The 26,050-nt window shown below is 63.2% G+C and carries 27 protein-coding genes; 10 read left to right on the top strand and 17 right to left on the bottom strand.

The annotated features are described in order from the left end of the window. Nucleotides 1-29: 29 nt before the first annotated feature. Nucleotides 30-845 (bottom strand): methyltransferase domain-containing protein, encoded by an 816-nt coding sequence (locus tag AR689_RS06840; protein WP_062068336.1) that lies wholly within the window; start codon nucleotides 843-845, stop codon nucleotides 30-32. A gap of 29 nt (nucleotides 846-874) precedes the next feature. After that, nucleotides 875-1,396, bottom strand: coding sequence for a MarR family winged helix-turn-helix transcriptional regulator (locus AR689_RS06835; protein WP_062068334.1), 522 nt, complete (start codon nucleotides 1,394-1,396; stop codon nucleotides 875-877). A 167-nt stretch (nucleotides 1,397-1,563) separates the two neighbouring features. Between AR689_RS06835 and AR689_RS06830 the strand changes: the two genes are divergently transcribed. Then, entirely contained in the window at nucleotides 1,564-3,738 is a 2,175-nt protein-coding gene (locus AR689_RS06830; RefSeq protein ID WP_062068332.1) for an MMPL family transporter, read from the top strand. Nucleotides 3,739-3,776: 38 nt separating this feature from the next. Here AR689_RS06830 and AR689_RS06825 read toward each other — a convergent pair whose 3' ends face one another. Both AR689_RS06825 and AR689_RS06820 read right to left on the bottom strand, forming a co-directional pair. Beyond that, the gene (locus tag AR689_RS06825) at nucleotides 3,777-4,259 is read right to left on the bottom strand and encodes a GNAT family N-acetyltransferase (RefSeq protein WP_062068664.1); all 483 of its coding nucleotides are present in this window, start codon (nucleotides 4,257-4,259) and stop codon (nucleotides 3,777-3,779) included. Nucleotides 4,260-4,306: 47 nt separating this feature from the next. Beyond that, complete coding sequence (locus AR689_RS06820; RefSeq protein WP_062068330.1) at nucleotides 4,307-4,663, bottom strand: ArsR/SmtB family transcription factor; 357 nt, start codon at nucleotides 4,661-4,663, stop codon at nucleotides 4,307-4,309. 108 nt (nucleotides 4,664-4,771) lie between these two features. On the opposite strand from AR689_RS06820, the gene arsB reads away from it, so the two are divergent. The 4 genes from arsB to AR689_RS06800 are packed head-to-tail and all read left to right on the top strand — an operon-like array spanning nucleotide 4,772 to nucleotide 8,735. Continuing rightward, nucleotides 4,772-5,872, top strand: a complete 1,101-nt coding sequence (gene arsB, locus AR689_RS06815; protein WP_062068329.1) for an ACR3 family arsenite efflux transporter — start codon at nucleotides 4,772-4,774, stop codon at nucleotides 5,870-5,872. A 15-nt stretch (nucleotides 5,873-5,887) separates the two neighbouring features. Then, a complete protein-coding gene (locus AR689_RS06810) occupies nucleotides 5,888-6,310 on the top strand; it encodes an arsenate reductase ArsC (protein ID WP_062068328.1) in 423 nt (140 codons plus the stop codon). A gap of 23 nt (nucleotides 6,311-6,333) precedes the next feature. Further along, complete coding sequence (gene trxB, locus AR689_RS06805) at nucleotides 6,334-7,311, top strand: thioredoxin-disulfide reductase (protein ID WP_062068327.1); 978 nt, start codon at nucleotides 6,334-6,336, stop codon at nucleotides 7,309-7,311. Between the two features lie 50 nt (nucleotides 7,312-7,361). Further along, nucleotides 7,362-8,735 carry an FAD-dependent oxidoreductase gene (locus AR689_RS06800; protein ID WP_062068326.1) on the top strand — a complete coding sequence of 458 codons (1,374 nt, stop codon included), beginning with the start codon at nucleotides 7,362-7,364 and terminating at the stop codon, nucleotides 8,733-8,735. A 30-nt stretch (nucleotides 8,736-8,765) separates the two neighbouring features. On the opposite strand, the gene AR689_RS06795 is transcribed toward AR689_RS06800, so the two are convergent. From AR689_RS06795 to AR689_RS06775, 5 genes are all read right to left on the bottom strand, one after another. Then, nucleotides 8,766-9,449 (bottom strand): DsbA family protein, encoded by a 684-nt coding sequence (locus AR689_RS06795; protein ID WP_062068325.1) that lies wholly within the window; start codon nucleotides 9,447-9,449, stop codon nucleotides 8,766-8,768. After that, the gene (locus tag AR689_RS06790; protein WP_082697823.1) at nucleotides 9,449-10,192 is read right to left on the bottom strand and encodes a cation efflux transmembrane domain-containing protein; all 744 of its coding nucleotides are present in this window, start codon (nucleotides 10,190-10,192) and stop codon (nucleotides 9,449-9,451) included. Before AR689_RS06790 ends, AR689_RS06795 begins: the two co-directional genes overlap by 1 nt. Beyond that, nucleotides 10,189-10,515, bottom strand: a complete 327-nt coding sequence (locus tag AR689_RS06785) for an ArsR/SmtB family transcription factor (RefSeq protein WP_062068324.1) — start codon at nucleotides 10,513-10,515, stop codon at nucleotides 10,189-10,191. Before AR689_RS06785 ends, AR689_RS06790 begins: the two co-directional genes overlap by 4 nt. Nucleotides 10,516-10,595: 80 nt before the next feature. Continuing rightward, nucleotides 10,596-11,453: a prephenate dehydratase gene (locus AR689_RS06780; RefSeq protein ID WP_062068323.1), complete on the bottom strand. Its 858-nt coding sequence runs from the start codon at nucleotides 11,451-11,453 to the stop codon at nucleotides 10,596-10,598. Between the two features lie 200 nt (nucleotides 11,454-11,653). Continuing rightward, a complete protein-coding gene (locus AR689_RS06775) occupies nucleotides 11,654-13,066 on the bottom strand; it encodes an aldehyde dehydrogenase family protein (RefSeq protein ID WP_062068321.1) in 1,413 nt (470 codons plus the stop codon). Between the two features lie 162 nt (nucleotides 13,067-13,228). Here AR689_RS06775 and AR689_RS06770 point away from each other — a divergent pair, with 162 nt between their 5' ends. Then, nucleotides 13,229-13,870 (top strand): LysE family translocator, encoded by a 642-nt coding sequence (locus AR689_RS06770; RefSeq protein ID WP_062068663.1) that lies wholly within the window; start codon nucleotides 13,229-13,231, stop codon nucleotides 13,868-13,870. A gap of 4 nt (nucleotides 13,871-13,874) precedes the next feature. Here the strand turns inward: AR689_RS06770 and AR689_RS06765 are convergent, their stop codons facing one another. The 3 genes from AR689_RS06765 to AR689_RS06750 form a co-directional block, all read right to left on the bottom strand. Continuing rightward, complete coding sequence (locus tag AR689_RS06765) at nucleotides 13,875-14,315, bottom strand: hypothetical protein (RefSeq protein WP_062068319.1); 441 nt, start codon at nucleotides 14,313-14,315, stop codon at nucleotides 13,875-13,877. Between the two features lie 270 nt (nucleotides 14,316-14,585). Then, entirely contained in the window at nucleotides 14,586-15,272 is a 687-nt protein-coding gene (locus AR689_RS06755; protein ID WP_062068315.1) for a helix-turn-helix domain-containing protein, read from the bottom strand. Nucleotides 15,273-15,394: 122 nt separating this feature from the next. Continuing rightward, entirely contained in the window at nucleotides 15,395-15,985 is a 591-nt protein-coding gene (locus AR689_RS06750; RefSeq protein WP_062068314.1) for a TetR/AcrR family transcriptional regulator, read from the bottom strand. A gap of 123 nt (nucleotides 15,986-16,108) precedes the next feature. Here AR689_RS06750 and AR689_RS06745 point away from each other — a divergent pair, with 123 nt between their 5' ends. Both AR689_RS06745 and AR689_RS06740 read left to right on the top strand, forming a co-directional pair. Beyond that, nucleotides 16,109-18,115: a primary-amine oxidase gene (locus AR689_RS06745; RefSeq protein WP_062068312.1), complete on the top strand. Its 2,007-nt coding sequence runs from the start codon at nucleotides 16,109-16,111 to the stop codon at nucleotides 18,113-18,115. A 19-nt stretch (nucleotides 18,116-18,134) separates the two neighbouring features. After that, a complete protein-coding gene (locus AR689_RS06740; protein ID WP_062068310.1) occupies nucleotides 18,135-18,593 on the top strand; it encodes a hypothetical protein in 459 nt (152 codons plus the stop codon). A 31-nt stretch (nucleotides 18,594-18,624) separates the two neighbouring features. On the opposite strand, the gene AR689_RS06735 is transcribed toward AR689_RS06740, so the two are convergent. Both AR689_RS06735 and AR689_RS06730 read right to left on the bottom strand, forming a co-directional pair. Then, the gene (locus tag AR689_RS06735; RefSeq protein ID WP_062068308.1) at nucleotides 18,625-19,533 is read right to left on the bottom strand and encodes a sigma-70 family RNA polymerase sigma factor; all 909 of its coding nucleotides are present in this window, start codon (nucleotides 19,531-19,533) and stop codon (nucleotides 18,625-18,627) included. A 17-nt stretch (nucleotides 19,534-19,550) separates the two neighbouring features. After that, nucleotides 19,551-20,009 (bottom strand): carboxymuconolactone decarboxylase family protein, encoded by a 459-nt coding sequence (locus tag AR689_RS06730; protein WP_062068306.1) that lies wholly within the window; start codon nucleotides 20,007-20,009, stop codon nucleotides 19,551-19,553. Nucleotides 20,010-20,102: 93 nt separating this feature from the next. Here AR689_RS06730 and AR689_RS06725 point away from each other — a divergent pair, with 93 nt between their 5' ends. Next, nucleotides 20,103-21,140 carry a zinc-dependent alcohol dehydrogenase family protein gene (locus AR689_RS06725; protein WP_062068304.1) on the top strand — a complete coding sequence of 346 codons (1,038 nt, stop codon included), beginning with the start codon at nucleotides 20,103-20,105 and terminating at the stop codon, nucleotides 21,138-21,140. Nucleotides 21,141-21,208: 68 nt separating this feature from the next. On the opposite strand, the gene AR689_RS06720 is transcribed toward AR689_RS06725, so the two are convergent. The 3 genes from AR689_RS06720 to AR689_RS06710 form a co-directional block, all read right to left on the bottom strand. Further along, complete coding sequence (locus tag AR689_RS06720; protein ID WP_062068302.1) at nucleotides 21,209-22,444, bottom strand: pyridoxal phosphate-dependent aminotransferase; 1,236 nt, start codon at nucleotides 22,442-22,444, stop codon at nucleotides 21,209-21,211. A gap of 48 nt (nucleotides 22,445-22,492) precedes the next feature. Continuing rightward, the gene (locus tag AR689_RS06715; RefSeq protein ID WP_062068300.1) at nucleotides 22,493-23,152 is read right to left on the bottom strand and encodes a hypothetical protein; all 660 of its coding nucleotides are present in this window, start codon (nucleotides 23,150-23,152) and stop codon (nucleotides 22,493-22,495) included. A gap of 124 nt (nucleotides 23,153-23,276) precedes the next feature. After that, nucleotides 23,277-24,254: an AraC-like ligand-binding domain-containing protein gene (locus AR689_RS06710; protein WP_197412813.1), complete on the bottom strand. Its 978-nt coding sequence runs from the start codon at nucleotides 24,252-24,254 to the stop codon at nucleotides 23,277-23,279. 213 nt (nucleotides 24,255-24,467) lie between these two features. Here AR689_RS06710 and AR689_RS06705 point away from each other — a divergent pair, with 213 nt between their 5' ends. After that, complete coding sequence (locus tag AR689_RS06705) at nucleotides 24,468-25,994, top strand: GMC family oxidoreductase (protein ID WP_062068298.1); 1,527 nt, start codon at nucleotides 24,468-24,470, stop codon at nucleotides 25,992-25,994. Nucleotides 25,995-26,050: the final 56 nt, after the last annotated feature.

Raw genomic sequence — 26,050 nt, 5'->3', positions numbered from 1 at the left:
CAAAAGTTCAGGTGCCTCTTTGGAAAAGTTCAGGCCCGAGCGATGACTTCTCCATTGGGAATGAGGAAGTAGCCGTCATCGGTGGCTCCCCAGCGGTGCCAGCCCGCGGCGATCCGGGCGAGGTCGGCCTCGTTGGCGAAGCCGTATTCGAGGGCTTGCTCGGCGAAGGCTGAGTGGAGCACCCGTTCGCTCCAGACCCGGGATTGCCACGAACGTTGCTGGGCGGTGGCGTAGAGCCAGTTGCTGCTGGTGGGTGCCACCTGGGTGAAACCCGCCTGCTGGGCCCAGGAAACCAGGCGGCGACCGGCGTCGGGTTCTGCTCCATTGCGTCGGGCGATCTTTTGGTAGAGCTCCATCCAGTCGTCCAACTCGGGGACTTCGGGGTACCAGCTCATACCGTGGAAGTCGGCGTCGCGCACTGCAACGATCGCCCCGGGTTTCGCCACGCGGCGCATCTCGCGGAGAGCCGCGACGGGGTCGGTCAGATGCTGGAGGACTTGGTGGGCGTGGACGAGGTCGAAGGTTTCGTCCTCAAAGTCGAGGTCGTAGATGTTGCCGGTTTGGAACGTCACGTTGTCCACCCCGCGGTCTCTAGCCAGTTCGGTGGCCTGGGCCACGATGTCGGCAGACCGGTCCAATCCGATCACGTGGGCGGGCGCAACCAGCCCCGCGAAGTCGCACGTGATGCTGCCTGGGCCGCACCCGACGTCCAGTACGGATGTCCCCGGGGTGAGGTGGGGAATCACGAACGCGGCCGAATTCTCCACCGTTCGTGAGGCATGGGCCCGGACAACCGACTCGTGGTGCCCGTGGGTATAGACATCTTCAGGCTGCTGCGCGTTCATAGGGAAACGCTACAACTTGGAAGGTGGAATTAGGTGGAACGCGTCGCGTCAGCTTGGGTCGCTTCTTCGCGTGCTTCGAGAGTGGCCTCCACCATGTCCGCCATGAACCTGGTCACGATGTCCAGTTCCTCGGAACTGTAAGCGGACATCGCTTTGCCCATGCGAATGGCAAGGGGCATGAACATGGCGCTGCCGTCCCGGTACGCCTTGGGTGTCATCTGCAATTGGACTTGCCGCCGGTCCGTGCCAAGGCGTTCGCGCACCACATGCCCGGAAGCGTGCAGGCGATCAACCAATGCCGTGGTGGCGGGGGAGCTGAGCCGGAGTTCAGCGCGGAGGACGCCCGGGGTGACCACCTTGCCCGCTGCGGAGTGGCGCATGATGACGGCAAGAGCGTTCAAGTCGGTCCGGTGCATGTCATTCCGGCCACCTGCTGCGTCCACATAGTGGTTGGCTTCGAGGGTGAAGTCCTGGAGGAGCCGCACGAGTTCCTGGGGAGCTGCGTTCTCGGGGCGGCTCGCCTCGGGGCGCGGGCCTGCTGGGTCCGACATGTCCGCCCTCCTGCCCGCGTTGTCTCGTGATGACTGCCTTCCGGATATTACTCCCAGAGATGCTGGAATACGGCATTGTCAGCAGTTTGGTATTGGAATAGTTCCATCATAGAGATAATCTATGATGGAATAAAGCCCACTCAAGCATCCCCACAGAAGAAGGACACATGAACTCGCGGAAAGTACCGTTCTGGCTTCGCTGGCTGATACCCGTGGTGCTGGTTATCACGTGGCTGGGCATCGCAGGAATCGGCGGCCCCACCTTCGGACGGTTGGAAGAAGTCTCCTCCAACGATCAAGCCTCCTTCCTTCCCGCCGGCGCTGAAGCCACCGAAGCCGGTGACTGGCAGGCCAAATTCCGGGACTCCGAAGAGATCCCGGCACTTGTCATCGTTGAAAGCGATGCGTCCTTCACCCCGGCACAACTGGGCGAAGCAGCCCAGCTGAAAGCCGACATCGAGGCACTCAAGCTGGGGAGCGCCGTCGTCGGGCCCATTCCGTCCCAAGACGGCAAAGCCGTTCAGTTCGTTGTTCCCATGGCGTCCTCCGATGAGCTGCGCGAGAAAGTCCAGGAGCTGCGAGACGTGGTGCAGCCCGGCGCTCCCGACGGCATGAAGGCGTTCGTTACCGGTCCGGCAGGCTTGACCGCGGACCTTGTCAACGCCTTCGGCGGGATCGACGGCATCCTGCTGCTGGTTGCCCTTGGCGCCGTGTTCGTGATTCTGCTGCTGGTCTACCGTTCAGTGGTGCTGCCTATCGCAGTGCTGTTCACCTCGGTCTTTGCACTATGCGCCGCGATTCTGCTGGTGTTTGGCATGGCCAAGGCAGGCTGGATCCAATTGAACGGCCAAAGCCAAGGCATTCTGTCCATCCTGGTCATTGGCGCTGCCACCGACTACGCGCTGTTGTTCGTGGCGCGGTTCCGGGAGGCGCTGACGCACACCGCCAACCGCACGCAGGCCGTGATCACGGCGTGGAAGGCCTCGTTCGAGCCGATCCTCGCCTCCGGAGCCACCGTCATCATCGCCCTGCTCTGCCTGCTGTTCTCCGACCTGAATTCCAACAAAGCGCTGGGACCTGTAGCAGCCGCCGGAATCCTCTGCTCACTCTTCGCTGCGCTCACGCTCCTGCCCGCGCTCATGGCGTTGCTTGGCCGTGCGGCCTTCTGGCCCTTCCGCCCCAAGCTGCTGCCCGACGACGAACGCGAACCGGAGATCGTTACCGGCCTTGAGGGGCAGAAGGGTCTGTGGCGCGCCACGGGTCGTCTCGTCTCCAAGCGGCCGCGCGTTGTGTGGGTCGCTTCGGTCCTGCTGCTTCTTGCCGCCTCCACTGGGCTCATGCAGTTGAAAGCCAACGGCGTTCCGCAGACGGACGTCATTCTTTCCGCGTCCGACGCCGTGGACGGTCAGGAAGCGCTGGCGCGCCACTTCGACGCCGGCAGCGGCAGCCCCGCCGTCGTGGTCGCCTCCCAAAGGTCCGCGCAGCAGGTCCTGGACAAAGTCAAAGCGGCCGACGGCGTGGGTGACGCTTACCTCCTGGCCGACGGTTCCGTTCTCATCACCGGCGCACCCGGCGCTCCCACTGAGCCCGCAGTACGCGACGGCCGGGTCCTCATCAATGCCACCTTGAACTCGGCGGCAGACTCGATTGAGGCCGAAGAGGCCGTGAAGTCGTTGCGCTCCGCCGTTCGCGAGGTTGATTCCGCAGCGCTGGTGGGCGGCGTGACAGCAACCGCGCTGGACACCAACACCACTGCCCAACGCGACCTGGTGGTCATCATCCCGATCGTGCTGGTGGTCATCCTCTTCATCCTGATGCTCCTGCTGCGCTCCGTGGTGGCACCCGTGCTGCTGGTCCTGTCCGTGGTCCTGTCCTACGGCGCCGCCATGGGTGTCTCCGCATGGGTGTTCAACGGCGTCTTCGGATTCTCCGGGGCCGATGCCACGGTGCCTCTGTTCGGCTTCGTGTTCCTGGTGGCCCTCGGCGTGGACTACAACATCTTCCTGATGAGCCGGGTCCGCGAAGAATCGCTGAAGCACGGGACGCGTCCGGGAATCCTGCGGGGTCTGGCCGTTACTGGTGGTGTGATCACCTCAGCGGGTGTGGTCCTGGCGGCCACGTTCGCAGCCCTGGGCGTCATCCCCATCATGTTCCTGGTCCAGCTCGCGTTCATCGTGGCGTTCGGTGTGCTGCTGGATACCGTGCTGGTCCGATCCCTGCTGGTTCCCGCGCTGGCGTACGACATCGGCAGCAAGATCTGGTGGCCGGGCAAGCTGGGCCGTGAGTCCTCCGCAGCTTCGGTGGCTCCGCGCGAGGAGGAAGAAGCGTCCGTGGGGCGGTAGCCGTCAGTCCTGGGTGGATTCGCGTGCCGACATGAGGATTACAGCACGGAGGATCTGCGCTCAATCAGGACGGTGTCCCGCCACTGCCCGGCGAGGGGTCCGTGCGGCATGCGAGCGATTCGATGCCGCCGGCCCACAACGCTGAATCCTTGGTTTTCGTGGAGCCTGAGGCTGGCTGCATTCTCGGGGAAAACACTGGCTTGGATCGTCCAAATACCGCCGTCCTCGGTGGACGTGATGAGTGCCCGGAGGAGGCGCCTCCCCACGCCAAGACCGCGGGCTTCCCCGGCGACGTAGATGGAATGCTCCACGACGCCCGAGTAGGCGGCCCGGGAGGACACTGGGGAAACGGCGGCCCAGCCCAGAACCTGGCCCTCCTTCTCGGCGACGAGGCGGTGTTCCTTGAGCCGGGTTGCATCGAATTGCTCCCACTCCGGGGCGACGGCTTCAAAAGTGGCGTGCCCGGACTCGATACCTGCGGTGAAGATCTCCCGGACGCTTGGCCAGTCCGCCGCTGTCATGGGCCGGATGGTGTCTTGGGGGCGTGGGCCGGTGGTCGCTTGACTGGTCACAGGCTCTCCAGCAAACCGGTGGTCCGCTCAATGGCCCCGGGGACCATGGAGTAGTACGCCCACGTCCCACGCTTCTCGCGGTGGAGGAGGCCGGCATCCACCAGGATCTTCAGGTGGTGGGACACTGTGGGCTGCCCCAGGTTCAGGGGCTCGGTGAGATCGCAGACGCAGGCCTCGCCGCCCTCTGAACTCCTGACGATTGATAAGAGGCGCAGCCTGTTGGGATCTGCGAGGGCTTTGAACACGGATGCCCTCAGCTGTGCCTCGTAGTCGTCCATGGATGGTTGCCCTGACGGCTCGCAGCACGCTTCTGCATCCACTGGTGTCAGCTCAAGAGTTTCCCCGGAGTTCATTCATCCATTATGCACATACATTGACAATCATCGATATAGGTGGACATACTCATATCGAAGTTCATCAATCTACGGTCTTCCATGACACCACAACACCTCTGGAGTTCAGTGAGCACCCCAACGCAAACCCCGGCCCGGCAGAGTGCCGCCGGCCCTGACGCCGCGGGGAAACTCTCGGCCATGGACCGGTTCCTGCCGGTATGGATCGTCGCGGCCATGGTGCTGGGCCTCCTGCTGGGCAGCCTGATCCCAAGCCTGAATACCGCCCTGGAAGCCGTGAAGATCGGTGAGGTCTCCTTGCCTATCGCCATAGGCCTCTTGGTGATGATGTACCCGGTCCTTGCCAAGGTGCGCTACGACCAAGCTCACCGTGTGCTGGCCGATCGAAAGCTGCTGGTCACGTCCTTGGTGATCAACTGGGTCCTGGCTCCAGCTTTCATGTTCGCCCTTGCCTGGGTGTTCATCCCGGACCTGCCGGAGTACCGGACCGGGTTGATCATTGTCGGTTTGGCCCGCTGCATAGCCATGGTCATGATTTGGAACGATCTCGCCTGTGGGGACCGTGAATCCGCCGCCGTTCTGGTGTTCATTAATTCCGTCTTCCAAGTGATCGCGTTCGGGGCCTTGGGCTGGTTCTACCTCCAGTGGCTCCCATCCCTCCTGGGACTTCCCACCACGGCCGCCGACTTCTCCTTCTGGGCCATAACGCTCTCGGTGCTGATCTTCCTGGGCATTCCGCTGCTCGCTGGCCTGCTCACCCGCGTCATCGGTGAGAAAGTCAAAGGTCGCCTCTGGTACGAGAAGAACTTCCTGCCAAGGATTGGTCCTTGGGCGCTCTACGGACTCCTTTTCACCATCACGCTCCTGTTTGCGCTTCAAGGTGGGACCATCATGTCCAAGCCGATGGACGTCCTTCGCATCGCTTTGCCGTTATTGGTGTACTTCGTTGTGGTCTTCAGCGCCGGAATGGTGATTGGCCGCTTGCTGAATCTGGGGTACGCCAAGACCACGACTCTGGCGTTTACCGCTGCGGGCAACAACTTCGAGCTTGCCATCGCTGTAGCCATCGGAACCTTCGGCGTCACTTCAGGTCAGGCCCTGGCCGGTGTTGTTGGACCCTTGATTGAAGTACCCGTCCTTGTTGCACTTGTGTATGTAGCCCTGTGGGCACGCAAGCGCTATTTCACCCCCACCCATATAGCTGCCTGACCCTCGAGGAAATTCATGACCACCGATTCCGTAAAGAAGCCTTCCGTCCTTTTCGTCTGTGTCCACAACGCAGGGCGCTCGCAAATGGCCGCTGCGTTCCTTACCACTCTCTCCCAGGGCGCCATCGAGGTTCGGTCTGCTGGCTCCCAGCCCGCGGACAAGGTCAATCCCGCTGCCGTTGAAGCCATGGCTGAACTGGGTATCGATATGTCTGCCGAGATCCCCAAAGTCCTCACTACTGAGGCCGTCAAGGAGTCGGACGTTGTCATCACCATGGGCTGCGGCGACGAATGCCCCTACTTCCCCGGCAAGCGCTACGAGGACTGGGTCCTTGAAGATCCCGCCGGACAGGGAGTGGACGCTGTCAGGCCCATTCGCGACGACATCAAGACCCGCATAGAGAAGCTGATCACCTCGTTGACCCCAGCGGCAAAATAATCCAACCACCAGGAGCGAGTCCCATGAGCAACGAACAACTGATCATCATCGGGTCCGGCCCTGCCGGCTACACCGCGGCCATCTATGCCGCCCGTGCCGGGCTGAATCCGTTGGTACTGGCCGGTTCTGTTACTGCCGGCGGGGCCCTCATGAACACCACGGAAGTGGAGAACTTTCCCGGGTTCCCTGGCGGGATACAAGGCCCTGAGTTGATGGACGGGCTCCAGGAACAGGCTGAGAAGTTCGGCGCGCGGATAGTGTTCGACGACGTCACTGAGGTTGACCTCAAAGGGCACCTCAAGCGGGTGGTCACCGGAGCGGGGGAGAGCCACGAGGCGCCTGCAGTCATCCTCGCCACGGGCTCTGCGTACAAGGAACTCGGGCTGCCGGAAGAGAAGAAACTGAGCGGGCACGGGGTGTCGTGGTGTGCCACCTGTGACGGCTTCTTCTTCCGCGAGCAGGACATCATTGTGGTGGGCGGCGGCGACTCCGCCATGGAAGAAGCCACGTTCCTGACACGCTTCGGGAAGTCCGTCACCGTGGTGGTGCGTAAAGGCGAGCTCCGTGCTTCACGCATCATGGCGCAGCGTGCAAAGGACAATCCCAAGATAACCTTTGCCTGGAACTCGGCTATTACGGCCATTCATGGGGATACGAAGGTCACTGGCGTGACACTCAAGGACACACGTACCGGTGAAACCCGAGAGCAGGCTGCCACAGGAATCTTCGTAGCCATCGGTCATCTGCCGCGGACAGAACTGGTGGAAGGACAAGTGGACCTCGACGCCGAGGGCTATATCAAGGTGGCCTCGCCAACCACTATGACCAACCTCTCCGGTGTCTTCGCGTGCGGCGACGCCGTGGATCACCGCTACCGCCAGGCCATTACAGCGGCCGGCACAGGATGCTCGGCTGCCCTGGACGCCGAGCGGTATCTGGCTGCCTTGGATGATGCAGACAGCATTGCAACCGCATTGGTCGAAGAGCCCACACACTTCTGAGCTAAGCGCGCCGACTTCCAGGAATTTTCCCAGCGGAGGAACGAGAAACCATGAATGACAACCTTCCCGTGGCCATCATCGGCGCGGGCCCTATCGGATTAGCCGCAGCAGCCCACCTGCTCGAACGCGGACTGGAGCCGGTGATTTTCGAAGCCGGCCCCACCGCAGGTGCCGCCATGGAGCAGTGGCGCCACATCCGGTTGTTCTCTCCGTGGCGCTTCAACCTCGACGCCGCAGCAGTCCGATTGCTCACGCCGACAGGCTGGGAGTCGCCTCGGCTGACGGCTTTGCCTTACGGCGGGGAAATCATCGATCACTATCTGGCTCCCTTGGCAGCAACATCGGAGCTGGCTTCCCGGCTCCACACGAACGCCCGGGTCCTGGCCGTCACCCGTCAGGGCATGGACAAGACCCATGTGCGCCACAGGGATACAACTCCCTTTACTGTTCGCGTTGAGCAATCCATCGGGGAAGTACGCGATTACACGGTGTCAGCAGTCATCGACGCCTCCGGCACGTGGTCCACCCGAAATCCCCTGGGAACGTCCGGTCTGCCGGCAATTGGAGAGGAACAGGCAGCGCGCAGGATCTCCTCACCCTTGCCGGACGTTGCCGGGCGTGACCGCGCTACCTTCGCTGGGCGGCGCGTCTTAGTGGTCGGAGCGGGGCACTCTGCGGCCAACACATTGATCAGTCTTTCGGAGCTGGCGAAACAGGAGCCGGATACGCGCATCCTGTGGGCTGTGCGGGGAGCTTCTCCGGACAAGGTCTACGGCGGCGGAGATGCAGATGGTCTGCCTGCACGCGGACAGCTCGGATCCAGGCTTCGTCGGCTGGTGGACGCGGGCCGGATCGAGCTGCACACAGGTTTCGGTATCAGCAAGCTGACAGACTCCGAACCAGGCCTCACCGTAACCTCAGGCGACGCCCGCACAGTGGTGACGGACGTCGTCGTGCCTTGTACGGGCTTCCGTCCTGATCTCACCATGCTCAGGGAGCTCCGGCTTAATCTTGACTCCGCCGTCGAAGCCCCTGCGGAGCTGGCGCCGCTCATTGATCCGGAGTTCCACTCCTGCGGAACTGTCCCGCCCCATGGGGCCAAGGTCCTGGCCCATCCGGAGAAGGATTTCTACATTGTGGGCATGAAGTCCTACGGCCGTGCGCCCACCTTCTTGCTGGCAACGGGGTACGAGCAGGTCCGGTCCGTGGCTGCGGCGCTCGCAGGGGACCATGCGGCCGCGGACATTGTTCATTTGGAGCTTCCGGAAACCGGTGTGTGCTCATCCGACGCCGGCACCAGCTGTGACGTACCGGCATTGGTCCCGCCGACACCGGAGGCAGCGGACGGGTGCTGCTCAACTCCAGAACCGGTGCTGATCGGTATTCCCACGGGATTGGCACATGGCCGTTCCGGCGAAAGATAGCCCAACACTCGAAACCTGTCGCGGGAGCTTCTATTTGGCGGCTTCGTCCAGCAGTTGGCGGAACTGTTCTTCTGTGTCCAGGGTGAGTTTTTGGCCGTCGAGGAAAAACGTGGGGGTGCCCGTGACGCCCAGGGCGTTGCCGTCACTGGCATCTTTCCGGATCCGCGCTAGGGTCTTTTCGTCCAGGATGCTTGCGTCGTATTTCGCCATGTCGAGGCCGAGGTCCTGTGCATAGCTGCGGAACGTAGCGGCCTGAGAGTCCGACTTTTCGCCCCACTGCGGCTGGGTTTCGAACAACTTGGCCACCATCACCTCGTATTTGCCTTGCTGTGCCGCCGCTTCAACAGCCAATGCAGCAGTTCCGGAGTTTCGGTGTCCGGGGAGGGGGAAATAGCGCTGGACGAACGTGATCCGGTCGCCGTATTCCTTTTTTAGTTCCTCGACCAACGGGTAGGCGGCGCGGCAGGACTCGCATTCGAAGTCCAGGAACTCCACCAGTTGCGCCTTCTCAGTGGCAGGCTTGGTGATCCTGTGGCTGTCTTCTCGGACCAGCTGTGCCCCGCCCGTCGGCACAGCGGGGGCTGGCTTAGTGGCCATGAAAATGGCGAACCAGATGACCCCCGTTGCAACAACAGCCGCGATCAGGATCCACAGGATGGTGCGTACCTTCTTGGCGGTGTCCACGGGCTGGGGTTTTGGTGGTGCTTGTGTCATCAGGGCTGGTTACTTTCCTCGTCGCTGTGGGCGGCTGCTGTGAAATGACGGGCTGGGGGATCAATCGACTGGCAGCAGTCGTCGGCCTCTGAGTCATGGGATGTCGTGTCCGCACCGGGCACGTTGCAGCAAACGTCGCCGCGCCAGGCGTTCACGCCTTCACGGACGGCGATGGCTGCTATCACCAGGGCTGCGCCGGCGTCTGCCCACCACCAACCCAGGGTGCTGTTCAGCACCAGGCCGATCAGCAACACGCCGGAGAGGTACGTGCAGAGCAACGTCTGCTTGGAATCCGCCACTGCGGTTCTGGAGCCTAGTTCCCGCCCGGCCCGGCGCTGGTAGTAGGAAAGGGCCGGCATGATCGCAAGGCTCAAGGCCGCGATCACAATACCTGGAGTGGAATGCTGGGCCTCGCCCCCGCCTGTGAGGGACCGGATGGCGTCCACAGCAACAAACGCCGCAAGAGCGAAGAACGAGAAGGCGATGATGCGCAGCGTCAGGTGTTCACGTTGTTCGGGATCCTTGGCGGAGAACTGCCAGGACAGGGCAGCAGCTGACGCTACCTCCACAACGGAGTCCAGCCCAAAACCAATCAGGGCAGAAGAATCGGCAATGCCACCAGCCCAGAGTGCTGCGACGGCTTCCAGGACGTTGTAAGTAATGGTCGCGGCGGCAAATAACCGGATTCGGCGCATGAGGACAACACGGCGATCCGCTGTGAGGAGGAGCAAAGGGGCGCTCATGCCAGACAGGTCCCGTCCGGCGCGCAGCAGGCAGGATCCACCGCCAACACCACGCCCAGCAAGTCTTTGATCGCGTGCCCCAAACGGGCGTCAGCCAATTCGTAGCGCGTCCGCCGACCGTCAGGTACGGCAACCACCAGACCACAGCCTCGCAGGCAGGTCAGATGATTGGACATGCTTTGGCGGGATACGCCCACCGAGTCCGCCAGGTCGGACGGATACGACGGCGACTCCGCGAGGGCAAGCAGCACTTGGGCCCGGGTGGGGTCTGAGACGGCGTAGCCAAAGCGGGCCAGCACTGGCGCGTGCGTGAGTGTCTCCATAGGCCCAAAGTACAGATTTGGATGTATTCACGCAATTCTGTACTCAGGGGCGCGCCACAAGGTGGCGGGACACCGAAGCGTCAGGCGCTGACGGTGTTCCGCTCGCGATACCCATCTGCGGCGTAAACACCGAGGACCCGTACTTCGGTGGTGAAGAACTCGAGTTCCTCCAGTGCCCGGCGGAGACGTGCGTCCTCAGGGTGGCCTTCGACGTCAGAGAGGAACATCGTGGCGGCAAACTCGTCGCCCACCATGTAGCTCTCCAACCTGGTCATGTTGAGTCCGTTGGTCGCAAAACCCCCGAGGGCCTTGTAGAGGGCGGACGGGACGTTGCGGACGCGGAAGACGAAGCTGGTGATCGCCGGCCCCGGAAGTTCTTCCTTCGTGGGAAGCTCACGTTCACGGGCCAGGACAACAAAGCGCGTGGTGTTGGTGGGGTCATCTTCGACGCCGGAAGCCAGGACATCCAATCCGTACAGTTGGGCGGCAAGCGGCGGAGCGAGTGATAGCTTGCGGGGGTCGTTCCAATCCCGGACTTCGCGGGCTGATCCGGCGGTGTCGCCAGCGATAACGGGCTTAAGGCCGGCTTCGCGGATGATCCGGCGGCATTGCCCCAGCGCATGGATGTGGCTGTGGACCTCGGTGGCACCCTCAATGGTGCTTCCCGGAATGCCAAGCAGGTCAAAGCGGATAGGCAGGAAGTACTCGCCCACGATCTGCAGCTTCGACTGGGGAAGCAGGACGTGGATGTCGGCGACGCGTCCGGCGATGGAGTTCTCGATCGGGATCATGGCCAGATCCACTTCGCCGGTTGATACCAGCTCAAACGCGTCCTCAAAGCTCGCGCACGGAACGCTTTCGAGCTCGGGGAACATTTCCTTACACGCGAGATCCGAATTAGCTCCCGGCTCACCTTGGTACGCAATCTTCTGGGACATGCTGCTCATGCTTACACGCGAAGCCCCCGGCAACCCAACCGCGTCCATCCTTTGACTGGACAAGCAGGCACCCTCGCCATACGTCCCCGAGACACCCGCAAGCCCAAGTAGGTCGCAGTTCAGGTCGTTATGAGAGCTCAAAACGACCTGAACTGCGACTCAGTTGGGAGAAGCGGGAGGAGCGGGAGGGGGAGTAAGTGTTAGCCGTTGATAATCTGCGGGACACCCAAGGCTTTGAGGCCTTCGGCGCCGAACTCGAGGCCGTAGCCGGACTGTTTGGCGCCGCCGAACGGGATGCGTGGGTCCACTGCTCCGTGCTTGTTGATCCACACTGTTCCGGCCTGGATGCGGGAGGCGACCTCGCGCGCGGCACCTAGGTCGGAGGACCAGACTGAGGCGCCCAGTCCGACGTCGAGCGCGTTTGCCTTGGCCACTGCCTCGTCAACGGTGCTGTATTTAATGATCGGCAGGGCGGGTCCGAACTGTTCCTCGGCGACCAACGGGTTGTCGTTGTCGATGTCGGCCACCAGGGTGGTGGGGTAGAAGTTGCCGGGCTGCTCGGCGTCGGGATCGCCGCCGATCAGGATGCGTGCGCCGGAGTCGCGGGCGGCTTCAACCAGCCGGGCCACGATGTCGTACTGCTGGCGGTTCTGCAGCGGGCCAAGCACGTTGTTCTCGTCCAGCCCGTTGCCCATGGGCATGGCAGCGGCCACCGCGGCGAGCTCGGAACAAACGGCCTCGTACTGGGACTCGTGCACGTACAGGCGCTTGAGGGCGGCGCAGGTCTGGCCGGTGTTGATGAATGCGCCCCAGAACAAGCCCTCGGCAATGGCCTTGGGGTCGGAATCGGGCAGGACGATGCCGGCGTCGTTGCCACCGAGTTCAAGGGTGAGCCGCTTGACGGTGTCGGCCGAGGAGCGAATGATCGCCTTGCCCGTGGCGGTGGAGCCGGTGAACATGACCTTGCCAATGGCGTCGTGTGAGGCCAGCGCTTCGCCGACGTCGCGCCCGCCGGAAACGACGGACAACAGGCCTTCAGGCAGTTCCTGGTTGATGATCGATGCCAGTGCCAGCGCAGACAGGGGGGTGTATTCGGAGGGCTTGACCACCACGGCGTTGCCCATGCGCAGTGCCGGGGCGATCTGCCAGACGGTGATCATCATGGGCCAGTTCCACGGACCAATAGCGCCCACCACACCGATGGGCCGGTAGTGCAGTTCGGCGCGGGTTTCGCCGTCGTCCACCACGGTTTCCGGATCAAGCGGCGTTGCGGCCGTGGCGCGGAGCCAGGCGGCGCAGGCGCCTACTTCGAAGCGGGCATTGGGACCGTTCAGCGGTTTGCCTTGCTCGCGGGAGAGCAGATGGGCCAGTTCCTCGGCGGAACGTTCGACGGCGTCGGCGGCCTTCATGAGTGCGGCTGACCGGGCGTCGTGACCCAAGGCAGCCCACGCAACTTGGGCGGCAGTGGCGGCTGCGATGGCGGATTCGAGGTCTTCGACGGTGTGAACAGGGGCTTGACCGACGGCCTCGCCGGTGGCGGGGTCGAGGATGGTGCGGCTGTTCTGGCCGTCGGCTGGGGTGATCGAGGCCAGCAGGGCGTCGTAAGTCTCCATTGGTACTCCGCTCGGGTAGTAAATTCTTGGCGGCCAGTGAGGCACGCGGCGATGTTTCCAGTGTGGTCGGCGTCACCCCTGACGGCCTTGTCATTGCACGAACAGCCCTTGACGGGAAGCGAACGCTTTCCGTTCCGGGTGTCCTGCCTGATAATCGACCTTGTGACTCTTGCTTCCCTCGCTGCCTTTGCCGGCCTCTGCTTGGTCCTGTCCGTTACGCCCGGCCCGGACACCTTCCTCGTTTTGCGCATCGCCCTTAATCGGCCGAGCGCCGGAATCGCTGCCGCGGCAGGTTCCGCGGCGGGCGCGATTATGTGGGCGGCGCTGGTGGGAGTTGGTTTGGCCGCGATCCTGGAGCAGTCCGCGGAGCTGTTCCGATGGGTCAAGATCGCCGGAGGCCTGTACCTGCTGTACTTGGGAGTTTCCTCGTTCATCAAGTCCCGGAAGGCGGCCAAAGCAGGCGCGGACGGTTCCGCCGCGGAAGCGCCCCTCCCGTACAGCCGGCTGTCTGCTTTGGGTGCGGGTGCGCTGTCAACGCTGCTCAACCCTAAGGTGGGACTCTTTTACCTGGCCGTGGTTCCGCAGTTCATCCCGCACGGTGGGGACACCATGGGCACGTCCTTGATTCTGGGCGTGGTCGTGGCTGTCATTGCCTTTGCGTATCTTTCGATGATCGCGGTCGTCGCGTTCAAAGCGATGCGGTGGCTTAAGCGCCCCAAGGTGAGCACCGCCGTCGAGCGTGTCAGCAGCGGTGTGATCGCCGGGTTGGGCGTGGGCGTGGTGGCGTCGGGCGCCACGAGCTAGGCCGCTAGTTCAGCGAAATTCGCAGACGTTCCACGCCCTCGGCCCCTTCCGGCACTTGTTCCATGAGCTCCGGTTCATTGGCAAGGCGACCAAGCATGTTTGCCAGATGGTCCCGTTCGGCGGGCTTGTAGGTGACGCCACGAAGGTCAGAGGCTCGCACAACAGAGGCCAAAGTAAGGAAGTCATCGATGTGTCGCTGCCGCAGGGGGTCGTTGATGATGGTAAGCGCTCCCGCTTTGCCGATGAGGCTGCCGAGGATCGTGGGCCGGTTGACACTGCCGGACGCTGTTCCGGCTTGAACTTCGACGGTTTCGGAGCGATCGAGCGCTTGCTGGCTGGCTGGTGCAGCAATCGTGGTCCCGCCGGTAAACCCGCGTCGCTTCTCGGCGCGTTCCCCAGATGTCGGGGAATGAGGACGTCCACTAAAGCTTGGCCGCGCTCCCATCGATGCTGGTAGCCCTCCGGGGATTCTCCAGCGGACTTGAAGCGGCGCCGCACGAGGAGCTCAGTGAAATCGTGGAGCATCGTGGGGTATGCCCGGATGTCCAACGCCATATCGGCGTCCTTGGTGGGACGCGCGTACGGGGCACCTCGTTCGACAGCGTGCAGGAAAACCGCTTGGCCGCCGACCAAGACCCAACCTTGCGGCATCACACTATGGATTTCGAAGACAGCCTGCCACGCTTCCTGCTGTTCGGCGAGCATTGCGGGAAGTTCAATGGGCGTGGATGCTCCTGAGGATTTCACGCGCGGCTTGTTGTTCACGGACGCCGGGCCGTTCGGCCAAGTCTGCCGCCACCACTAGTGGGGGAAGTTCGTCGGGGACTTGCTCGGCGGCGCGGAGGATCACATTCGCTCTTTTGCCGGGGGATGGCTCAACCAGGAACCAGTCCTTGACGATGTCCTTGAGGTCGCTGCGTCGCACGTAGGCTTCAACCTCTGAGTTGGCAAGCAGCCCAGAGCGCGGGTGAGAGACTCCGGAGAGGTGGATTCGTTTGTCCTCCCGAAGCTCGGCGATGTCGTCCTGGCTGGAAGAGAACTCGAATCTTTCTGCGCGATTGGCCAGCCATGCCGCGAGAAGGTTGAGTGGGTCGGGGGAGCCCTGCAGCCGGCTGATGCGCTCTTTCAGGCGATGTTTCTCGACTGGGGAGGGTTCCAGGTACTCAAGGAGGGAGTGCTGCGGGCTGTTTTCCCAGAAGCAGGACATGAGTTGCCAGGCGCTTCGTTCGGACAACGGCCGGCCGGCTGGCTTTCCAGGCCGGTACTGGACGGCGTTGGCTTCCTCAACGATCCAGCGTCCACCGACTCGTTGGCCGCGTATACGTCCGGATTGGACGAGCTGCCGCGCTCGGCTCTCGTTGACGTTGAGGCGCTTCGCCAGCTCGGGGATACTCAATGCCATTTCATAATCATATCGGTATCGCTATGAATATGTAATCAGCCCTGGGTCAAGAGCCTACTGGAAGTGCGGTGGCCATCGGCCCGGGAGGCGTGGGCGTGGTGGCCTCGGGCGCCACGAGCTAGTTAGCCGGCCAGCAGCGCGAGGTAGTTATCCAGCTGCCCCGCAAGGTCCTGCGAGAAATGCTCGGCGGGGGACAGTGCCACAACTATCTGCGCGCCGAGCATCATGTTCAGCAGGTGATCGGCGACGGCGGCGTCCCCGATGGGGGCTTTGATCTCGCCTGCCGTGCGGGCTGCTGCGCAATGCGCCGCAAGGGTGGAGTGCCACTGCCGCATGGACTTGCTGTGAAGTGCGGCCATATGGGCGTCGTTGAGCGCCTTTTGCCAGAACGGGATCACGATCCGCGCTTCGTTGACGCGTTCCTCATCCAGCGGCAGGACTTCGGCGCAGAACGCGCGGAGGGCCGCGACGCCTGATAGTCCCTCGGTCATGGTGGCGATGCGCTGGTTGGTGCGGTTGAAGACGTGCCCGAACGCGGAGGTCAGCAGGAGGTCTTTGGTGGGGAAGTAGGGCTTGAGGGCGCCGTTGGCGAAGCCGGCTTCCTCGGCAATTTCCCGCATGGTGGCGCCCTCCATGCCAAGCTTCGCGATGATCCGCCAGGTTGCGTCCACCAGCTCGAGGCGTCGTTGATCGTGGTCCACAATCTTTGGCACTGGAGGGGCTCCCGGAAAAATAAATGGCGGACAGGTCTTGTGACCCATCTTACGTTTTGGTTATTCTCTACACCTATAGAAAATAAATCCTGACCCATCATAGGTCCCGGACAAGAGGCAGCCATGACGCCCACAGCAACTGAGACAGCAACCGACGCCACCGCCATTGAGGAAGCACAGTACGCCCTGGCAACGGGCGCCGAAATCTCCCAGGTGCAGGGAATCCTGCAGGCCGCCGGCCACCTTGGCGCCGAGAAACGCATCGCCTATTTGGGGCTGCTGGACCCGGCCCGTGGCCAGTCAGGGCAGGACCGTCGGTTCCGGGTCTTCCTCCACGACATCTCCGGCGGCGCCCCCGAGGATGTCCTTGTCTCGGTGACCCGCGGCGAGATCCTCTCCTCAACAGAACTGGACACCAAGGTCTCCGGTGAACTCCCTGTGTTGGAAGAAGAATTCGAGGTGGTGGAGACACTCCTCGCCACCGATGAGCGTTGGCTGGCTGCGCTCGCGGCCCGGGAGTTGGACGTAGAGAAGGTTCGTGTTGCTCCGTTGTCCGCCGGCGTCTTTGAATATGACGACGAAAGGGGCCGGCGCATCCTCCGTGGGCTCGCTTTTGTGCAGGACTTCCCCGAGGACAGCGCCTGGGCGCACCCCGTGGATGGACTCGTAGCCTACGTGGACGTGGTCAACAAGGAAGTCACCCAGGTCATTGACCTCGGCGTCATGCCGATCCCTGCAGAGCACGGAAACTACACGGACCCTGAACTGACCGGCCCGCTCCGGGAAACCCAGAAGCCCATCAGCATCACGCAGCCAGAAGGCCCCAGCTTCACCGTCACGGGTGGCAACCACGTCGAGTGGGAAAAGTGGAGCGTGGACGTGGGCTTCGACGTCCGCGAAGGAGTTGTCCTCCACAACCTGGCCTTCCAGGACGGCGACCGGCTCAGGCCCATCATCAACCGGGCCTCCATCGCCGAAATGGTGGTGCCCTACGGTGACCCTTCGCCCATCAGGTCCTGGCAGAACTACTTCGATACCGGCGAATACCTGGTGGGCCAGTACGCGAACTCCTTGGAACTAGGTTGCGACTGCCTGGGTGACATCACCTACCTCAGCCCGGTCATCAGCGACGCGTTCGGCAACCCCCGCGAAATCCGCAACGGCATCTGCATGCACGAGGAAGACTGGGGCATCCTCTCCAAGCACTCCGACCTCTGGACCGGCATCAACTACACCCGCCGCAACCGCCGCCTGGTGATCTCCTTCTTCACCACCATCGGCAACTACGACTACGGCTTCTACTGGTACCTCTACCTGGACGGCACCATCGAATTCGAAGCCAAGGCAACCGGCGTCGTCTTCACCAGCGCGTTCCCGGAAGGCGGCTCAGACAACATTTCCCAGCTCGCCCCGGGCCTCGGCGCGCCCTTCCACCAGCACCTGTTCAGCGCCCGCCTGGACATGGCCATTGACGGTTTCACCAACCGCGTGGAGGAAGAAGACGTGGTCCGCCAGGCCATGGGCGAAGGCAACGAGCGCGGCAATGCCTTCTCCCGCAAGCGCACACTCCTGGCGAAAGAGTCCGAGGCCGTTCGCGAAGCAGACGCCCGCGCAGGCCGGACGTGGATCATTTCCAACCCGGATTCGAAGAACCGTCTGGGCGAGCCTGTTGGCTACAAACTCCACGCCGAGAACCAGCCCACGCTCTTGGCCGATCCCGGCTCATCCATTGCCAAGCGCGCGGCTTTCGCCACCAAGGACGTGTGGGTCACCCGCTACGCCGACGAGGAGCGTTACCCCACGGGCGACTTCGTGAACCAGCACTCCGGCGGTGCCGGGCTGCTGGCCTACGTTGCCCAAGACCGCGACATCGACGGACAGGACATCGTCCTCTGGCACACCTTCGGCCTCACGCACTTCCCGCGCGTGGAGGACTGGCCGATCATGCCGGTGGACACGGTCGGCTTCAAACTCCGCCCCGAAGGGTTCTTCGATCGCAGCCCCGTTCTGGATGTGCCGGCCAACACCTCGGGTTCGAGCTGCCACAGCGCCGCTGCCGGCGAACACGGCGAACACGCCGAACACGGCGCGTACGGTGAGCACGGCGAGCCCGCCGGGCACTGCCACTAGAACCGCTCCGGGACACACCATGACCACCACGGCGGGACGGGTCCGGTTAGCCGGGCCCGTCCTCCATCCCCGGATCTGCGCGGCCCTCACGGCTGTCTCTTGCCTGGTGCATCTGTGGCTCGCAGCCTCGGGACACCACGACGCGTGGCTGGGCGTCCTCATGATCGCCTTGGCCGCCATCTGCGTTCCGTGCACGGTCCACATTTGGCGCCACAGTCGCGTGGGCGCGCTCCATCAAGTGACCATCTCAGCCCTGGCCATGGTGGGACTGCACACCGTCCTGCTGCTGGGAGCAGGCGGCTCCGGACACGCCCACGGCGGGGGACCGGCGTCGAACGCTGTTGATACGTCCGGCGCAGCGCAACTGCTGCTGGTGATCGGACTGGAAATCACGACGGCGTTACTCGCCGCCACGCTGGTGGCCCGCCTCCGGCGTTGGCGGCCTGGGCGAGTTCGCGGGAATCCTTCCACGTCGTAGGGAAATATCCAGCGACCTGGCAGGTTTCCCGCTACTTCGCGCCGGCGGACAACGAAATCCGCGTCAATTTGTCCGGGTTGGACACTTGGCGCAGTTCCCGGATGCTCCCGTCCGGGCCGGTGTTGATCACCAGGATGTCGGAGCGGCCATGATGCCTGAGCACCAGGGCCGCCTCGCCATTGACCCCAATCACCCCAACGCTCACCGGCATCACCGGATCGAAAACCACCGCTTTGGCGAGGATGCCCGCGAAGAAGCGCGCGATCCGGGCCGCCCCGAACAACGGGTTCATGGAGCTCTTGACCTTGCCGCCGCCATCGGCCCACAGAACGGCGTCCCGGTCCAGCATGGCTACAACCGTGTCAATTTCGCCCTGTTCTATGGCCCGTACCAGCTTCTCCAAGGCCGCGCGATCCTTGGCCCGGGGTGCGGGTGCGTCCGGATCGATCTCCAAACGACGCTCGGCCCGTGAAATCATCTGGCGCACGGCAGCGGGGGTCTTTTCCAGGATTTCCGCGATCTCCGGGGCGGGCATCGCGAAGGCGCGGTGCAATACGAGCGCTGCCCTGGCTTCTGGGGCCAGTTGCTCGGCCAAATGCAGCAAGGTCAGGGACAGGAGCTCGCGGTTGGCCACGGTCTCTTCCGGAAGGGTGGCCGCATCCACTGGCTCGGGCAACCACGGCCCTGTGTAGTCCTCCCGCACCGCGGCGAGCTGGCGTACCCGGTCAACGGAGCGGCGTACGCACACCGTCGTCAGCCACGCGGGCCAGGACTCGACCCGGCCGGCGTCGGCGTTCCGCTCCTGCCGCACGGCGTCGATAGCCACCTCCGAGACGACGTCCTCGGCATGGCCGAAGTCGCCCAACATCCGGTAGGCAATCCCCAAGAGGCGATTCCGTTCGCTCTGCCACGCCGAAGTGGCCGACACCGCAAGACTCATGCTGCCAACGCTACCTTTCAGATGACCGGGTTCTTCTCATCCACGGGCGGTTCCATTTGCGTGCTGATGGCGATCCTGTTCCACACATTGATGGTGGAGATGGCCATGATGAGTCCACCCATCTGGCTGTCGTCAAAATGGGTGGCCGCAGCATTCCAAATGTCGTCGGTGACGGTATCCGGACCGAGCTGGGTTAGTGCATCCGTCAGGGCGAGCACCGCCTGCTCGCGCGCATCGAAGAACACCTTAGAGTGCTGCCACGCCGCTACCGCGTGGAGCTTGCGGGAGGGGATGCCGCGCTTCCGGCCGTCAGTGGCGTGCATGTCGACGCAGAATCCGCAGCCGTTGAGGATGGAGGCGCGGAGCTTGATGAGTTCATACAGGTCAGGATCCACGGATTTGCGTGCATAACCTTCAAGGCCAATGACGGCGGCGTAACCAAGCTTGTTGCTGCGGCCGATGTTGATGCGGGGCATGATGTTTTCCCTTCAGCGATAGTGGCTTACATCAGGGATGTCGGATACGACGCCGAAAGTGTGACAGTTCCGGCAAATTGTTAGAGTCAGTCGATGCGCGCAGTAGTTTTTGATGAGGTCCGGACCCAGCCCGATGTGAGGGAAGTCGCCAAACCCCAAGCTCCCGCGGGAGGTGTGGTGGTGAAAGTGTTGGCAACAGGCATGTGCCGCAGCGACTGGCATGCCTGGGCCGGCCACGATGACATCGCCATGCCCCATGTGCCCGGCCATGAACTCGCCGGTGTGATCGACGCCGTCGGCGAAGGTGTTCAGTGCTGGAAGGTTGGCGACCGCGTCACCGTCCCCTTCGTCTGCGGGTGCGGCACCTGCGAATGGTGCCTGGCCGGCGTGGCGCAGGTCTGTCCGGACCAACAGCAGCCCGGCTTTACCCACTGGGGATCGTTCGCCGAGTTTGTGGCCCTGCATGCTGCCGACAGCAACTTGGTTGCCATACCTGACGGCGTTGAATTTACGACGGCGGCAAGTCTCGGCTGCCGCTTCGCCACGGCATACCGTGCTTTGGCTGCCCGTGCGCAGGTCAAGGCCGGCGAGTGGGTGACCGTGGTGGGCGCGGGCGGAGTGGGGCTGAGCGCTGTGATGATTGCCAAGGCCATGGGAGCGAAGGTGGTTGCTGTGGACCGGAACCCCGATGCCCTGGCTGTGGCCGCGCGGTTGGGCGCCGACCATACGGTGCTCGCTGATGGTGCGGATATCCCGGCCGCAGTCAACGCCCTTTCCGGCGGAGGCACCCATGTGGCGGTAGACGCCGTCGGAAGTGAACAGACCTGCGCCGATGCGATCCTGAGCCTTCGACGGCGCGGCCGGCACGTCCAGATCGGTTTGCTGCCGTCCATCGACGGTAACCCGCAGGTACCCATGGCACGCGTGATCGGCTGGGAACTGGACCTCTTGGGCAGTCACGGTATGGCCGCTGTGGACTATCCGGGCATGATGGCGCTCATTGAACAGGGTGCGCTCAAGCCACAGCTGCTGATCGAACGAACCATTGGCTTGGAAGACGCTGCAGCACTCCTGCCCGGCTTCGACCAAGCCAACCCTGCTGGCATGACCATGGTGGACCCTGCGCTATAGCTGTTCCCCCGCCCAACTAGGTAGCAGTTCAGGTCGTTCTCAGCGCTCAAAACGACCTGATCTGCGACCTAGTTGGGTGCGTCCGCCGGGCGGTTCCGATACGCAGCAAGGTAGGTGGAAATCCGGCGCACGGCTTCCTCGATGTCCTCCACAGCCGGCAGGATCACGAACCGGAAATGGTCCGGCGTGGGCCAGTTGAACGCGGTCCCGTGCGAGACCAGGATTTTCTGTTCCTGAAGTAGTTGGAGGACGAACTTCTCATCCGAGGCAATGGGATAGATCTCCGGGTCCAGGCGCGGGAACAGATACATGGCTCCCGCCGCGGGTACGCAGCTGACGCCCGGGATAGCAGTCAGTAACTTCCATGCGAGGTCCCGCTGCTCACGGAGGCGGCCGCCGGGACGAATGAGCGCATCGATGCTTTGGTACCCACCCAGACAGGTCTGGATGGCGTGCTGGGCCGGAACATTGGCACACAATCGCAGGGAGGCCAGCAGCTCCAAGGATTCCCGGTAGGCAGCGGTTGCGGTGCGGGGCCCGGTGACGGCAACCCAGCCCGCCCGGTATCCCGGCATACGGTATGCCTTGGACAATCCGCTGAACGTCAGCACGCAAACGTCATCGGCCACGGCTGCGGTGTGAATGTGCGGGGCATCCACGTAGCGGATTTTCTCGTAGATCTCATCAGAGAAAAGGACGAGGCCGTGCTTCCTGGCCAGCGCTGCGAACTGCTCCAGAATGTGCCGGGGGTAGACGGCGCCGGTGGGGTTGTTCGGGTTGATGATCACTATGCCCTTGGTGCGCGGGGTGATCTTGGCTTCCACATCGGACATGTCCGGCCACCAGTTCTCCTCCTCGTCGCACAGGTAGTGAACGGGTTTGCCGCCCGTCAGGGTCACTGCCGCAGTCCACAAAGGGTAATCGGGTGCCGGGACGAGGATTTCGTCGTCGTTCTCCATGAACGCCTGCAGGCTCATGGAGATGAGCTCGCTGACGCCGTTGCCAACAAAGACGTCCTCGACGCCGATGGTCATCAGCCCGCGCGTTTGGTAGTACTGCGAGATGGCGGTGCGGGCGGAGAAGATGCCTTTGGAGTCGCTGTAGCCCTGCGCGCCGCGAAGGTGGTGGATCATGTCCACCACCACGGACTCCGGTGCCTCCAGTCCAAACGGTGCCGTGTCGCCAAGATTCATCTTGAGAATACGGTGCCCTTCGGCCTCCATGGCCTTGGCCGCTTGGAGGATGGGCCCACGGAGTTCGTAGCGGACATTCTGAAGTTTGCTGGAGTGCTGCATCGGACGCATGGTTGATCTTTTCATGGCAGCGGCCCGTGCGGGCAAACTGTTCCGGAATCAGACCCAGCGAATGACCACGGGCAGGCTCTTGGTGCTGGCCGACACTTCCCGTTCAGTGCCGTCAACCGCAACAGCGAAGTGTTGAACTTCGTCCGCCGACGCGGGGACCTCAAAATGCCCGGTCGCGTCACTGACAACGGCGGTCGCTGACGAATGTGCGTGGATGTAGGCGTCGGAAATGCCTTTGTTGTGCCCATCCACCAGCCGTCCTCGGATCCGGCGGGCGGCAGCGGCGGCACCCACGGCAGCTTGGGCAGGCGGATCGGAGGGTTCCTCGAAGCGGAGGGATACAGGGATGCGGACCAGGAACCCCAGTCCCTGCCCGATTGCGCTGGAATACTCCTCAGGCCGGAACTCGCCGTTGGATGCTACGGAGTACTGGCTGTGGTGTTCGACGGCCAAGAGTAATTGCTCCATGTTGTCCAGCTGCCCGGGCCCGTGGCATTGCACCGCAACCGTCAGTTCGAGGTCCAGGGCCGGGCCCTCGCGGCGGGACCTTCCAATCCGGGTGAGGGTTGCCGCCCGCACGGTGACCGGAGCGTCCGGTGGAGGAACGACGGCGGTGGGGGACCCGTCGTCGAACCTTACATGCTGCGGGGCGACGGCGTCCGCAAGTACCCCAAGGAGGTCGGACAGCGACGATTGCACATGGCCCACGGAAGAACCCCAGCCGGACAGAGATCCACTACATCAACTGGAACTAGGCTACTCCCGCTCTTGACCGTAGTCACTGGGATGCGGGGTGGCTCCCATCGATTGAGTGCCGGGCAGATCGTCGGACTCAGGCGGGCCTGTAGGAGTATCTGTACTCCGAAGGCGAGTAACCGAAGGCGCTCTTGAAAGCACGGGAGAAGCTTGAAGCATCAGTAAAGCCCCAGTGCATCCCCACGGCCGACACCGGCCTCAGCTGCAGGCGAGGGTCGACCAGGTCCGTGCGGCATTTCTCCAGCCGTTGGCGGCGCAGCCACGCGCTCACGGTGTCGTCGCGCTCTTCGAAGAGTTTCTGGAGGTACCGGACTGAGACGTTGTGGGCGGCGGCGATCTCGCTGACGGTCAGTTCAGGGTCACCCAGACGGGCAGTGACGAACGCATCGATCCGCTCCATCAGCGCGTGCCGCTCATGCGAAAGAGGCGACGACGGCGGCACCCGCTCTGCGAAGACGGCGGAGACCAGGTTCATGAGGGCATCCGAGACGGTGGCGGCCTCGGCAACGGATCCTTCGTGTAATTGCTTGGCCACCGCCCCGAGGAGTGCCGAGGTCAGTGAGCCGAGTCCTTGGCGGCCGGAAACCCGCGAGGCTGTCAGGGTGGCAATGTTCTTGCGGTTCAGGTGGAGGGCCGCGGGAGGGAACATGACCACCATCATGCGGAAGGCGTCGTCGAAGTAGAGGTCGTATGGCCTGGTGGTGTCGTAGATGGCGAAGTCGCCGGGGGTCAGGGCCGCCTCGCGCCCGTCCTGTGCCACCACGGAGTAGCCCGTGAGCTGGAGACCGAGTTTCACCAGGCCGGGATCGTTTGCCTTGATCTCTTTGGTGGTCCGGCTGACGTGGCTGGCTGTTCCGGACACGGCGCTGAGGAATACCGGGCCGACTGTCTGGTTGATGAGTCCGCCGTCGAATTCGCCCGGCTCCCGGGCCACCACGGATAGCGGGACGAAGGCGTTGTTCACGGCCTGGTTCCACGCGTCAAAGCGCTCGGTCCGGGCAAGGGCTGTGGTGGTGAATTCTTCTCGTGGCTGTTTTGCGATGGTGCCGGTCACGTCGGTTCTCCTTTGAAATGACCCTTCCAGTGTCCCACGAGCGCACTCCCATTCGTGATCCCCGTCACAAGTGTGCGGATGGTGCGCAGTGCTGTGCGCTCCGGGTCAAGATTCCCGACGCCGGTCCGCGGCAGACTGCTGTTGAAGGCACCGGCCATTGTGGTCCGGTTGCTTCAACAGACCCAGTGTTATGCCCGTTCAAGGAGGAACCCCATGGCTGAAAATCCAACCCACACTGCGGATTACGTAGTGGTGGGCGCAGGCTCGGCAGGTAGCGTGGTTGTCCGGCGTTTGCTGGATGCCGGACATACGGTCCACGTCATCGAGGCCGGATCCGTGGACACCGACCCCAACATCCACAGCCCCCAGGGTTGGCCGCTCCTGCTGACAGGCGCCAACGACTGGGCAGTGATGACGACGCCCCAGAAGCATGCCCACAACAGGAGCCTCTATTGGCCGCGCGGCAGGGTGCTGGGCGGCAGCAGCTCGCTCAATGGCATGATCTACATCCGCGGGCATAAGAATGATTACGACGCCTGGGCCGCCCATGGAGCAGAGGGCTGGTCCTGGGATGAGGTCCTGCCGTTGTTCAAAAAGTCCGAAGACCATGAGGACGGTGCCAACGACTTCCATGGCAAAGGCGGGCCGCTTCACGTGGAACGAATCGCCGAACGGCACCCGGCCGCCCAGGCTTTCGTCGACGCCGCCAAGGAGCTTGGCCACGCGGAGACGGAGGACTTCAACGGAATTCAGATGACCGGCGTCGGGTTCAACCACACCACTACCAAGGACGGAAAACGCGCCAGTGCGTGGCAAAGTTTTGTGGCCCCGGTCCTGGACCATCCGAACCTGACGGTCACTACGGACGCGCTGGTCAGCCGGATAGTGGTCGACGACGGGCGGGCTACCGGCGTCGAATACCACCGTGACGGTGAGGTGCTTCGGGTGGACGCTGGCGCTGAGGTGATCATCAGTGCCGGTGCCATTGGCTCCCCGAAGATCCTGCTACTGTCCGGCATCGGTCCGGCCGGGCAGTTGCGGTCCGTGGGGATCGAGTCTGTGGTGGACCTGCCCGGCGTGGGTGAAAACCTCCACGATCACCTGCTGGCCGGGAACATCTACGAGGCGAAGGAACCCTTGGTGGCTGGCCGGCACAACCTGCTGGAGAGCCAGCTCTACGCCCACAGCAACCAGACGGACGAAGAAGCGCCGGACCTTCAGCCACTTTTCCTTCACTTGCCGTATCCCACAGATGGCGGGGCTGCGCCGGAGCACGGGTACACCATTGCGCCTGGAATTGTCCGTCCCCGGTCACGCGGCACATTGAGGCTGGCCTCGGCTGACCCGGCCGCTGCGCCGTTGGTGGATCCGAACATCCTCGCGGACGAGTACGACGTTGAGGCACTGGTGGACGCGATCATCCTGTGCCGGGACATCGGGCAGCAGGAGGCTTTTGCGCCCTTCCGGAAGTCCGAGTTCACCCCCGGTCCCGCGGTCCAGAGCCGGGATCAACTCCGGGAATTCGCCCGGCAGGTAGCCGGGACCTACCACCACCAGGTTGGCACCTGCAAGATGGGCGTGGACGATCTCTCCGTGGTGGATCCGCAGCTCCGTGTCCGTGGAATCGAGGGCCTGCGGGTGGCGGATGCTTCCATCATTCCGTCCGTGCCGAGCGGCAACACTAACGCTCCTTCCATCATGATCGGGGAGAAGGCGGCGGAACTCATCCTCGGCGGCTAACCCGTGGAGGGGGACAGCACACGTCGTCGTGAGGCCACAACGGAGCATGTGCTGTC

The organism is Arthrobacter sp. EpRS71 (assembly GCF_001512285.1).
Classification (GTDB): Bacteria; Actinomycetota; Actinomycetes; order Actinomycetales; family Micrococcaceae; genus Arthrobacter.
This window is presented reverse-complemented; position numbering and strand designations above follow the sequence as displayed.